Here is a 12,120-nt window from a genome sequence, read left to right as displayed (position 1 = left end):
CGATCTCCCCAGCTTCATGCCGACAATCCGCGATACACCGCGCACGTCTGAGCGACGGTCGCGTCCCAAGTCAGCTCGGCGGCGCGTAGCAAACCCTTGGCAATGAGCGCGTCGCGCAGAGCCGGATCGCCGAGCAGGCGCTCCATGCCGGCCGCGATGTCATCGATGGAATACGGGTCCACCTCCCACGCCGCCCCGGCCGACACTTCCGGCAACGAAGTCAGGTTCGACGTCAGCACGGCCACGCCGCTCGCCATGGCTTCGGCGACGGGCAAGCCGAATCCTTCGAATAATGACGGATAGGCAAATAATGCCGCCGACGCATACAGCTTCAGTAAGTTTTCCCGCGGTATATAGCCGGGCACTACGATCTGGCCATCACGCGCGAGCGGTTCGATTACACGCATCAGCGCGGAATTCTTCCACCCGTCCGCACCGATCAGCACGAGGGGAAAAGCGCTGCGCATCTCGGCGGGCAGCCGTGCGAACGCTTCAACCAGCCGCTGCAGATTCTTGCGCGGCTGTAGCGTGCAGACGGACAGCACGAATCCGCGATGCTTCAGGCCGAGATCGGCGAGGGTCTCGGCGCATGATTCCGCCGAATACGGCTGAAACGCCGCTTCAACGCCTAGATGGATGGTGACGATCTTCGATTCGGGTACGCCGTAGATATCGACGATATCGTTGGCCGTGTAGTGACTGTCCGCAATCACGACCTGCGCTTGCCGCAGGGTCTTTGGCAATTCGCGGTCCAGATATTCCACCGCCACGCGCGGATGAAACTCCGGATGCCGCCGATGCGACAGATCGTGAATGGTCACCACCGTCGGGCCTTTGTACCGCGAGGCCACGAAGTTGGTCTCGTGATAAACATAGCCGCGCCGCGCAAAATCATCGCGCACTTCACGCGACTTGATCGCCCGCACGACGGTCCTTCCGCGATACAAACCGGGCAGGCTGCGCGCCTTCTGCAGCACCTTCGCCGCCAACCCCTCGCTGAACTGCACGCCCTTGCGCAACGGCACGCGTTGATTGATCAGCGCAAGCAAGCGCTCGCCTTCGAAACGCTCCGCGCCCACCCAGCCCGCCAGCCCCTGCACATCCGGCTCATCGCGCAATCCTTCCAGTAGATGCTGCGTGTAATAGCCAACGCCGCTCCTCGGTGGACGAAGTGAGTTGAGATCGAAAAGCAGTTTCATGCGTTAGCGTTTAGTTGGCGTAGTGAACAAACAAAAAAAGCAAAAGGAGGTCTGCGATGGCGGTTTAGCCCGTCATCGACCATTGCATGCGAAATGTTCAAGCTCTTGCCGCCGGGATGAAAGCCGTTTGGGGCACGGTCGCAAATAGCCCCCACTTCATGGCTGTGCTCATGTCCACCAAACGGGCGCCACGCCTGTCCTGATGACATGGACGTAATAGAAGCATCTATCCTATTTTCCTGATCGATTGGACAGATTTTCCTGCCGGAGACCCAGTCTCCGCAGCGGCTAGGCGTGCTTTTCGTACCCCGGACGCAACCTCGGAATTTAACACACCGGCTCTTCGCGAACCTTATGCAGCAAGCGATAGAAGTCACCCGCATACGATAACAAAACCCTCGCCGCGAGGCGAGCCGAAGCGGGCTCAATTGCTGCAACATCAGTAACGAGATGTTCCGAAACGGGGCACCGGCCACTCGAAATCCGCTAAAATCGCCCCTTCGCTGCCCCTATTCAGCTATTTTCGAGCCGTTCAATGAACATCATTCCCGTCATTATTTGTGGGGGCGCGGGCACCCGCCTGTGGCCGGTGTCCCGCGAAGCCTTCCCTAAGCCGCTGTTGAAACTGGCCGATGGGCAGAGCCTGCTGCAAAAGACGTTTCTGCGTGCATCGCATGTGGCGAGCGCCAATGAAGTGGTGATCGTTACGAATCGCGAGACGTATTTCCTGACGAAAGACGAGTGCGTTGAAGCCGACTCGGACGTCAGCCAGCTTGGCTTCATCCTGGAACCGTCCGCGCGCAATACGGCGGCGGCCATTGGCGTGGCGGCGGAAGTCGTGCGCCAGCAGCATGGCGCGGACGCGATCATGCTCGTGATGCCCGCGGACCAGCTCGTGGAAGACGAAGTGGCGTTCGGCGCCGCCGTCCAGCACGCGGCACGCGCGGCGCAGGAAGGCCGGATTGTCACGTTCGGCATCCGCCCGACCAAGCCGGAAACGGGCTATGGATACATTGAATTCGAAGCCAAGCCACTGCCAGGCGCGGACGCCGTGCACAAGGTCGTGCGGTTCGTCGAAAAGCCGCAGTTGTCGGTGGCCGAAGAACTCGTTGCCGACGGCCGGCATCTCTGGAATGCTGGCATGTTCTGCTTCACCGCCGAGACCATGCTCGCGGAACTCGAGAAACATGCGCCCACGGTACTCGAACCGGCTATTGCTGCTGTTAGCGATGCGAAACGTAGTACCTCGAAGGAGGGTTACACCGTCGAGCTCGATGGCGCGCAATTCGCCCGTGCGGAAGACATTTCCATCGACTATGCCGTGATGGAACGCTCGGACAACGTCAACGTGGTGCCGTGCGAGATGGGCTGGAGCGACATTGGCTCATGGCTGTCCATCAGCGAACTCACCGCGCCCGACGCACGCGGCAACCGCATTCATGGCGAGGCCGAGCTGTACGAAGTCGACAACTGCTTTATCCGCAGCGAAGACGGCCGCATGATTGGTGCGGTGGGCGTGCAAGACCTGATCGTGGTGGATACCGCTGACGCGCTGCTGATTGCATCGCGTGAGCGGGCGCAGGACGTGAAGCAGATCGTCGCCAAGCTCAAGAAGGTCAATCACGATGCCTACAGGCTCCACCGAACGGTGCATCGCCCGTGGGGCACTTACACCGTGCTCGAAGAGGGCGATCGCTTCAAGATGAAGCGCATTGTGGTGAAGCCGAACGCGCAGCTTTCGTTGCAGATGCACCATCACCGCAGCGAACATTGGATTGTCGTGAGCGGTTGCGCCGACATTGTCAATGGCGAGCAGATCATCTCGTTGCAGCCGAACGAGTCCACCTATATTCCCGCTGGCCACAAGCATCGGCTCATCAATCCGGGCGTGATGGATCTCGTCCTGATCGAGGTGCAATGCGGCGAGTACCTGGGTGAAGACGATATCGTCCGCTTCGAGGACGTTTATGGGCGCGTGCCGGCCTGATCGTCTTCGTCTGTATCTGTAGCATCTTTAGCACCGCCGCCTCATGAAGATTGTTTGCGCGGCGGGCGCCTTGCTCGCTTTATCGCCGGTGGACACACCGCCGGCACCCCTCAGCGGGATCTATGCGCGTTTTACACTTCTATAAGACCTACAAGCCTGATTCGATGGGCGGCGTCGAAGAACTCATTGGCCAGATTTGCTCGGGCGCCGCGAAACGCGGCGTGACGAGCGAAGTGTTGACCGTGTCCAAGGACACAAGCACCGTCGACTTCGGTGATCACCTGCACCATCGCGCAAAGCTCGATGTCGAGATTGCTTCGTCGGCGTTCTCGCTCGCGGCGTTCCGGCGTTTTCGCGACCTGGCTGAACACGCCGACGTGATCCATTACCACTTCCCCTGGCCGTTCGCCGATGTCGTCCACTTCGCTTCGCGCGTGCATAAGCCGTCGATCGTGACGTATCACTCGGACATCGTGCGGCAGAAGGTGTTGCTGCAGTTTTACAAGCCGCTGCGGGACAGGTTCCTGGCGAGCGTGGACAAGATCGTCGCGACGTCGCCTAACTATCTGGCGACGAGCGACGTATTGCAGCGATATCGCGACAAGGTCGAGGTGATTCCGATCGGGCTGGACGAGACGTCGTATGCGGCGCCGTCTGCCGAGAAGTTGCGGTACTGGCGTGAGCGCGCCGGGCCCAAGTTTTTTCTGTTCGTCGGCAATCTGCGGTATTACAAGGGTCTGCACGTGCTGCTCGATGCGTTGCCGGGAACGGATTTCCGGGTCGTGATCGTCGGGTCAGGGCCGGTCGAGCGGGAACTGCGGGCGCAGGCGGAGCGGTTGAAGCTGAACAACGTGGATTTCGTCGGGCCGGTGGGTGACGACGATAAAATCGCCCTGCTCACGCTGTGTCACGCGCTGACGTTTCCGTCGCATTTGCGCTCGGAGGCGTTCGGGATCTCGTTGCTGGAAGCGGCGATGTTCGGGAAGGCGATGATATCGACGGAGATTGGGACCGGGACGTCGTATGTGAACGTGGATGGGGAGACGGGGTTGGTGGTGCCGGCGAGTGATGCGGGGGCGCTCCGGGAGGCCATGGGCAAGCTCTGGGAGGACGACGTTCTGGCAGCAGAACTGGGCCTGAAGGCTCGGGGACGCTTCGAAGAGAAGTTCACAGCCGGGAAGATGGTCGATGCCTATGTGGATTTATACAGGCGGCTGGTCGACTCCAGCAGCTCGATATCCGTTCGCCAGCGGCGCTGAGCGCGCGCCGCGCAGGCCCGGGAAATTGCCCGCGCCATCGTCATCGCTAAAACCGTGCACTATAATGCGCCAATTCCTTTTGACAGCTTACTGAATCCGTCCATGCGGTGGATGACGCATAGACGCGCGTTCCATTGCTTCCAATCCAATACATGGAAGCCTAGGGCGCGACGTTCCCCAATACCCGCGGCGGCCTGACTGATCGTTGCTAATTAATCACTGCACTCAACAGGATTTCAATGAAAGCTGTAATTCTTGCAGGTGGACTTGGAACCCGGATTTCCGAGGACACCGTCAATCGTCCGAAGCCAATGATCGAAGTTGGTGGAAAGCCGATTCTCTGGCACATCATGAAGATCTATTCGGCCTACGGCGTGAACGACTTCGTGATCTGCTGCGGCTACAAGGGCTACGTGATCAAGGAATATTTCGCCAACTACTTCCTTCACACGTCTGACGTAACGTTCGATATGCGTACGAACGAGATGCAGGTGCATCAGCAATACGCCGAGCCATGGAAGGTAACCCTGGTGGACACGGGCGAGTCCACGATGACCGGCGGACGGCTGCGCCGCGTCAAGGATTTCGTGAAAGACGAGGAAGCGTTCTGCTTCACCTACGGCGACGGCGTGAGCAATATCAACATTGCGTCGCTGATCGAGTTCCACAAGCAGCAAGGCACGCTCGCCACCCTCTCCGCCACCTTCCCGCCTGGACGCTTCGGCGCGTTGGACCTGCACGACAACAAAGTACTCTCGTTCAAGGAAAAGCCGAAAGGCGACGGCGGCATGATCAACGGCGGCTTCTTCGTGCTGTCGCCGAAGGTAATCGACCTGATTCCGGACGACGACTGCATCTGGGAACGCGAACCGCTCGAGAAACTTGCGGAAGGCGGCCAGCTTTCAGCCTTCGAACACGAAGGCTTCTGGCAACCCATGGACACACTGCGCGACAAGACGCACCTGGAAGAACTCTGGCAAACCGGCCGTGCGCCGTGGAAGGTGTGGTAATGATCGACCAAGCGTTCTGGCACGGCAAGAAGGTCTTTCTTACCGGCCATACGGGTTTCAAGGGCAGTTGGTTGACACTGTGGTTACAGGCGCTTGGCGCCCGCGTCACGGGCTTCGCCCTCGCACCGGACACCACGCCCAACCTGTTCACGCTTGGGCGTGTGGGCGACGGCATTGAATCGATCATCGGCGATATCCGGGATCGTACCTTGCTGGCGGGGGCCATGAAGGCCGCCAGCCCCGACATCGTGATCCACATGGCGGCGCAACCGCTCGTGCGCGAGTCGTATGTGACCCCCGTGGAAACCTACGAAACAAACGTCATGGGTACGGTGCACGTGCTCGACGCGATCCGGCAGGTGCCGGGCGTGCGGTCAGTGGTCATCGTCACGACGGACAAGTGCTACGAAAATCGTGAGTGGGAATGGGGATATCGCGAGAACGAGGCAATGGGCGGATACGACCCGTACAGCAGCAGCAAGGGTTGCGCTGAACTCGTGACCTCCGCTTACCGGAACTCGTTCTTCAACCCTGCGACTTACGCGAAGCACGGCGTTGCCGTGGCAAGCGGTCGGGCCGGCAACGTGATTGGCGGTGGCGACTGGGCGGCTGATCGGTTGATTCCGGACATCATGCGTGCGATCTCGCGCGGCGAGACAGTGAATATCCGCAATCCGCACGCCATTCGCCCGTGGCAGCACGTGCTTGAACCGCTCAGCGGCTATCTGATTCTGGCGGAAAGGCTCTACACCGATGGTCCGCGTTTCGCCGACGCGTGGAACTTCGGTCCCAACGACTCGGACGCGCAGCCGGTGCAGGCGATCGTGGAACGGCTGACGTCCCAATGGGGCGACGGTGCCCGCTGGAGTCTCGATGGCGGCGAGCATCCGCACGAGGCCACGTTCCTCAAGCTGGATTGCTCGAAGGCGCGCGCACGACTGGGCTGGCGGCCGCGCTGGGACCTGAACCATACCCTCGACTCGATCGTGGCCTGGTACAAGGCAGCGGCCCGCGACGAAGACGTGAAGGCCGTTACGCTCGCCCAGATCGACAAATACACCCAAATTTGATGAACCCCACCATGACAACTAAAGATCAGATTCGCGAACAAATCATCCAGCTCGTCCGGCAGTATGGCGAGATCGCTTCCCAGCCCGTTGCCTTTGAACCTGGCAAATCCGTCGTGCCGCCTGCAGGCAAGGTAGTCGGTGCACCCGAGATGGAAGCGATGGTTCACGCGTCCCTGGATGCATGGCTCACGACCGGTCGTTTCAACGACGAATTCGAGAAGAAGCTCGCCGCGTTCATCGGCGTGCGGTATCTGATTACGGTGAACTCTGGTTCGTCGGCAAACCTGGTCGCGTTCTCCACGCTGACCTCGCCGCGACTCGGCGACCGCGCCATCCGTCCCGGCGACGAAGTGATCGGCGTGGCCGCCGGTTTCCCGACCACCGTCAACCCGATCCTGCAATTTGGCGCGGTTCCGGTTTTCGTCGATGTGGAGCTTGGCACGTACAACATCGACGCGACCCAGATTGAAGCGGCCATCTCGCCGAAGACGAAAGCGATCATGCTCGCGCATACGCTTGGCAATCCGTACAACCTCGAGACGATCGTCGCGTTGTGCAAGAAGTACAACCTGTGGTTGATCGAAGATTGCTGCGACGCATTGGGCGCAACTTACGACGGCAAGCTTGTTGGCACCTTTGGCGATATCGGTACGATCAGTTTCTATCCTGCGCACCACATCACGATGGGCGAAGGCGGCGCGGTCTTTACGAACAATCCAGAACTGAAGCTGATTGCAGAATCGTTTCGCGACTGGGGCCGCGATTGCTATTGCGCGCCGGGCAAGGACAACACGTGCGGCAAGCGTTTCTGCTGGAAGCTCGGCAACCTGCCCGAAGGCTACGATCACAAGTACACGTATTCGCACCTCGGCTACAACCTGAAGATCACTGACATGCAGGCAGCCTGCGGACTCGCGCAGATGGATCGAGTGGAAGGCTTCGTGCAAGCGCGTCGCGACAACTTCGCATACCTGCATGACAAGCTTCAAAGCTGCAAGGAATTTTTGATCCTGCCGCACGCGACGCCGAATTCGAACCCGTCGTGGTTTGGTTTCCCGGTCACACTCAAGCCTGAAGCTGATTTCCGTCGTGTGGACCTGCTTGCGTACCTGGATCAGAACAAGATCGGTACGCGCCTGCTGTTCGCAGGTAACCTGACCCGTCAGCCGTACATGATCGGACGTAACTATCGCGTGAGTGGCGAACTGACGAACACCGACATCATCATGAACCAGACGTTCTGGGTCGGCGTGTATCCGGGCCTGTCCCGCGAGATGCTCGACTTCGTTGTCGAGAAGATCGAGACCTTCCTCGGCGTGAACTTCTAAAGCGGGATTTATGCGCAAGCCGCTGCCTCAGGACGACCTGGATTTTGTCGTCGAGCGTACTGCCGATGTCTGGTCCGCCCTTCACGGGGCGCGGCTGTTCGTCTCCGGCGGTACAGGCTTTGTTGGCTCGTGGCTGCTCGAAGTCGTGCAGCATGCTAATCGCGTGACTGGCAGCAAGATCGAAACGCTTGCGCTGAGCCGTGATCCGCAAAAAGCTATCGATTACGCGCCGCATCTGTTCGCGGCGCCCGGCATGAAGCTCATTCAAGGCGATGTCGCCAATTTCGAAGCAGCGCGTCAGCCTATCGACGCCTGTATTCATGCTGCAACCGACGTTGCCGACCTTGCCCGTGCAGGCGATGCGTTGCGCGTGTTCGATACCGGCGTGACCGGCACGCGTCGTGTGCTGGATTTTGCGCAGGCGAATGGCGCGTCGAAGTTCCTGCTGACATCGAGTGGTGCGATCTATGGCGTACAGCCGGCCGCGCTTGCGCGAACGCCTGAGACGTTCTCGGGCGCACCCGACCCGTTGAAGATGGCAAGCGCCTATGGCGAGAGCAAGCGTGCCGCCGAATGGCTGGCATCTGCCTATGCGCAGCAGCATAGCGGCATGCATGTGGGCATCGCGCGGATCTATGCATTGCTTGGACCGGCCATTCCGCTGGACGGGCCGTTCGCAGCCGGCAATTTCATCCGCGATGCGCTGGCGGGAAAACGAATTGGCATCAACGGCGACGGGCGGCCCCTTCGCAGCTACCTGTACATGGCGGACGCGTGCATCTGGCTTCTGCGCATGCTGGTTCGCGGCGAAAGCGGTGCGGCGTATAACGTAGGCTCCGAACGCGAAATTTCGATCATCGATCTCGCGCGGATGGTGGAAGACCAATGCGGCTCGACGCTACCCGCGGCGCCGGCAGTGCCGCCCGGAAGTGGCCCTGCCCTGCGTTACATACCGGATACGTCGAAGGCGCGACTTGCGCTTGATGTCGACGAATTCACTCCTTTGGAACTGGCTCTGTCCAAGACGATCAACTGGAACCGCTCAGCGGTCACGGCATGAAAAAATTCGACGCAGTCCGCGTTCGCAAGACCATTCTCGACATGGCGTTCGCCGGGTCGACAGTTCACATCGGCTGTGCATTTTCGATCGTGGAACTGCTGGCAGTGCTTTATCGCAATCACCTCAACTTCGACGCCAAGGACCCGCATGCGGCGCACCGTGACTACATGGTGCTGAGCAAGGGCCATGGCGTCATGGCGCAATATGCCTGCCTGCACGAGATCGGCTGGCTGAGCGACGAAGAGATGAGTAACTACTTCGGCAACGGCACGCGCCTGAAAGGCTTGGCCGATGCGCACGTGCCCGGCGTGGAAGTCACCGCCGGCTCGCTTGGTCATGGCCTGTCGGTCGGTGTTGGTCTTGCGCTCGGCGCCAAGATGAACAAGACGGAGCAAATGTGCTACGCGCTGGTGGGCGACGGCGAACTGAACGAAGGCACGATCTGGGAAGCCTCGCTGTTCGCTGCGCAATTCAAGCTCGATAACCTGGTGGTCATCGTGGACGTGAACGGCTTCCAGGCGATGGGCACAACCGATGAAGTGATCAGCCTCGGCGACATCGAAGCCAAGTTCAGGGCGTTCGATTTCGAGGCCGTGAGTATCGATGGTCATGATGAAGCGGCCATCGATCGCGCGTATCGGGATTTCAAGGCCAGCAAGAATGGCAAGCCGAAGGCACTGATCGCCAAGACGGTCAAGGGCAAGGGCGTGTCGTTCATGGAACACGACAACATCTGGCACTACACGCGGCTTAATCCGCAGACCTACGAAGCCGCTATTACGGAACTGGGAGAGCGCGCATGAGAGACGCATTTTCAAACGCGCTGGTTGCCGCCGCGAAGAATGACCCGAAGGTGCTGTTGCTGACGGGAGATCACGGCTACGCCCTCTTCGATGCGTTCCGGAAATCCTGCCCGGACCAGTACATCAATTGCGGCATTGCCGAGCAGAACATGGTGGGCGTTGCGGCCGGGCTAGCGAAGGCCGGCTTCAGGCCGGTCGTGTACGGACTCGCGGCCTTCGTGCCAATTCGTGTGCTCGAGCAGATCAAGATCGATGTGTGTTATGAAAACCTGCCGGTCACCTTGATTGGTGACGGCGCCGGCGTGGTGTATGCCCAACTGGGCACGAGCCACCAAAGTACCGAAGACATCGCGGCGCTGCGTGGCGTGCCGCAAATCTCCATCTACTCCCCCGGCGACCGCTTCGAACTGACGGCGTGCGCCGAGCATATCGTGCGGAATCCGGGACCGGCATACATGCGCATGGGCAAGGCCGATCTGGGCGATGTGCATCGTGGTCCTATTGAAGGCTGGAGTCACGGCGACCTGATTCCGGTGACGAACACCGGTGCGCCGTATCTCTTCATCGGCACGGGTTCGGGCTTGAAGATGGCGCAAAAAGCTGCCGATGCGTTAGGCAATGCCGACGTTGTTTCAGCGCCCTGCCTCAAGCCGTTTCCTGAAAATTCGCTGCGTGCACTGGCGAAAGGACGCGAAGCGATCGTTACGTTCGAGGAGCATTCCATTTATGGCGGCCTGGGCGGCGTGGTGGCGGAGACACTGATGGGTCAGTACCTCGGCACCTTCGTGCGCGTCGGGATCCAGGATCAGTTCAGCTCGCTCTGCGGCAATTATTCTTTCCTGATGGAAAGTCACGGCTTGTCGTCCGAGGCCGTGGAACGCCAGATCAGGGAGGCATTGAATGCCAGTGTCCAACTCCAGGACTGAAGAGGCGGTCAACGGACAGCCGATCGCAGACGATCCTATCGCGCTTGCCGCGGCTCCCGCGCCACGCGTGAACACGTGGTATCAGTTGCTGCGCTTCCTGGTGGTCGGCGGGATCAACACCGTCTTTGGTTATGCGCTGTTCGCCGTCTTCACGTGGTTCGGAATGGGGTATCCGCTCGCCATTGCGCTGGCGACCATCGGTGGCGTGCTGTTCAATTTCCAGAGCGTCGGGCGCCTTGTGTTTGGTGGCGCGCCCCGTTCGCGCTTCTGGCGGTTCGTTGGTGTGTATTGCCTGATCTACCTGATCAACCTTAGTGGTGTGAAGCTGTTGTTGAGCTTTGGCCTAAACGTGTACGTGGCGAACGGCATCATGCTGATTCCTCTTGCCGGCCTCGCTTTCATCCTTAATCGTCGGTTTGTTTTCAATCTGCCATGAAGCACATAACGGTCGTTACTCCCTGTTTCAATGAAGAAGAAAATGTCGAGGCGGTGTACACCGAGACGAAGCGGATTTTCGCGACCATTCCGGAGGTCACGTACGACCACTTATTCATCGACAATGCTTCTTACGATAAAACCGTCAGCATTCTTCGCGGTATTGCGGCTACCGATCCGAATGTCAGCGTGATCGTGAATGCCCGCAACTTTGGGCATATCAAATCGCCGGTGTATGGATTGTTGCAAGCCAAAGGTGACGCCGTGATCTTGCTGGTGGCCGATCTTCAGGACCCGCCCGAGTTGATGCGCGACTTTGTCCGCAACTGGCTGGAAGGTGCTCCGATTGTTGTGGGCGTGAAACCTGAAGCCAAGGAATCCGCATTGTTCTTTGCCATTCGCCGGGCGTATTACCGGACGGTCACGCGAATTGCTAACGTCAAGCTGATTCAGAATTTCACGGGCTTCGGACTGTATGACCGCAAGGTGATCGAGATCATCCGGCAGATCGACGATCCGTATCCCTACTTCCGTGGCTTGATCTGCGAGATCGGGTTTGATGCGATTCAAATCCCTTACGTGCAGCCGCGACGTAAACGTGGGATATCGAAGAATAACTTCTATACGCTGTACGACATTGCGATGCTGGGCATTACATCGCATTCGAAAGTACCACTGCGGCTGGCGACCATCGCAGGGTTTTTCCTGTCGGGCGTGAGTTTGTGCGTTTCCGTGGTCTACATGATTTTGAAGCTGCTGTACTGGAACAGCTTTGTGATGGGTAGCGCCCCGCTGTTGATTGGGCTCTTTTTCTTTTCATCGGTTCAGTTGTTTTTCATCGGGCTGCTCGGAGAGTACGTAGGCGCAATTTTGACGTATGCGCAGAAGAGGCCTTTGGTGGTGGAACGGGAGAGGATTGTGGGGGGTGGGGCTGCGCCCGTTATTCATTCTGCTATTACTGACACCGACTCGGTCTCGCCCGCTGCTTAATTGTTAACAGAGCGTACAGGTTGTTCCTCCGGAGTGCTCTAACACACGTACGG

General features: G+C 59.2%; 11 protein-coding genes. 10 read left to right on the top strand and 1 reads right to left on the bottom strand.

The window, feature by feature from the left end:
- Positions 1 to 14: 14 nt before the first annotated feature.
- Complete coding sequence (locus HB376_RS28505; protein ID WP_213767063.1) at positions 15 to 1,199, bottom strand: glycosyltransferase family 1 protein; 1,185 nt, start codon at positions 1,197 to 1,199, stop codon at positions 15 to 17.
- A 535-nt stretch (positions 1,200 to 1,734) separates the two neighbouring features.
- Here HB376_RS28505 and HB376_RS28500 point away from each other — a divergent pair.
- From HB376_RS28500 to HB376_RS28455, 10 genes are all read left to right on the top strand, one after another.
- Positions 1,735 to 3,186 (top strand): mannose-1-phosphate guanylyltransferase/mannose-6-phosphate isomerase, encoded by a 1,452-nt coding sequence (locus tag HB376_RS28500; RefSeq protein ID WP_213767062.1) that lies wholly within the window; start codon positions 1,735 to 1,737, stop codon positions 3,184 to 3,186.
- 122 nt (positions 3,187 to 3,308) lie between these two features.
- Positions 3,309 to 4,445, top strand: a complete 1,137-nt coding sequence (locus tag HB376_RS28495; protein WP_213767061.1) for a glycosyltransferase family 4 protein — start codon at positions 3,309 to 3,311, stop codon at positions 4,443 to 4,445.
- A 239-nt stretch (positions 4,446 to 4,684) separates the two neighbouring features.
- Entirely contained in the window at positions 4,685 to 5,455 is a 771-nt protein-coding gene (gene rfbF / locus HB376_RS28490) for a glucose-1-phosphate cytidylyltransferase (protein WP_213767060.1), read from the top strand.
- On the top strand, positions 5,455 to 6,525 hold the full coding sequence (gene rfbG, locus HB376_RS28485) for a CDP-glucose 4,6-dehydratase (RefSeq protein ID WP_213767059.1): 1,071 nt from the start codon (positions 5,455 to 5,457) through the stop codon (positions 6,523 to 6,525). Before rfbF ends, rfbG begins: the two co-directional genes overlap by 1 nt.
- Positions 6,526 to 6,536: 11 nt before the next feature.
- The gene (gene rfbH / locus HB376_RS28480; RefSeq protein WP_213767058.1) at positions 6,537 to 7,853 is read left to right on the top strand and encodes a lipopolysaccharide biosynthesis protein RfbH; all 1,317 of its coding nucleotides are present in this window, start codon (positions 6,537 to 6,539) and stop codon (positions 7,851 to 7,853) included.
- Between the two features lie 10 nt (positions 7,854 to 7,863).
- Entirely contained in the window at positions 7,864 to 8,913 is a 1,050-nt protein-coding gene (locus HB376_RS28475) for an NAD-dependent epimerase/dehydratase family protein (protein ID WP_213767057.1), read from the top strand.
- Positions 8,910 to 9,716, top strand: a complete 807-nt coding sequence (locus HB376_RS28470; protein WP_213767056.1) for a transketolase — start codon at positions 8,910 to 8,912, stop codon at positions 9,714 to 9,716. The genes HB376_RS28475 and HB376_RS28470 overlap by 4 nt, the downstream gene beginning before the upstream one ends.
- Positions 9,713 to 10,642, top strand: coding sequence for a transketolase C-terminal domain-containing protein (locus HB376_RS28465; protein ID WP_213767055.1), 930 nt, complete (start codon positions 9,713 to 9,715; stop codon positions 10,640 to 10,642). The genes HB376_RS28470 and HB376_RS28465 overlap by 4 nt, the downstream gene beginning before the upstream one ends.
- Positions 10,617 to 11,078 (top strand): GtrA family protein, encoded by a 462-nt coding sequence (locus tag HB376_RS28460; protein ID WP_213767054.1) that lies wholly within the window; start codon positions 10,617 to 10,619, stop codon positions 11,076 to 11,078. The genes HB376_RS28465 and HB376_RS28460 overlap by 26 nt, the downstream gene beginning before the upstream one ends.
- Positions 11,075 to 12,067 (top strand): glycosyltransferase family 2 protein, encoded by a 993-nt coding sequence (locus HB376_RS28455; protein ID WP_213767053.1) that lies wholly within the window; start codon positions 11,075 to 11,077, stop codon positions 12,065 to 12,067. Before HB376_RS28460 ends, HB376_RS28455 begins: the two co-directional genes overlap by 4 nt.
- Positions 12,068 to 12,120 lie beyond the last annotated feature (53 nt).

Source organism: Caballeronia sp. dw_19, assembly GCF_018449515.1.
Lineage (GTDB): Bacteria > Pseudomonadota > Gammaproteobacteria > Burkholderiales > Burkholderiaceae > Caballeronia.
The sequence above is the reverse complement of the archived record's forward strand: the minus strand, read 5'-3'. Positions and strand labels throughout refer to the sequence as shown.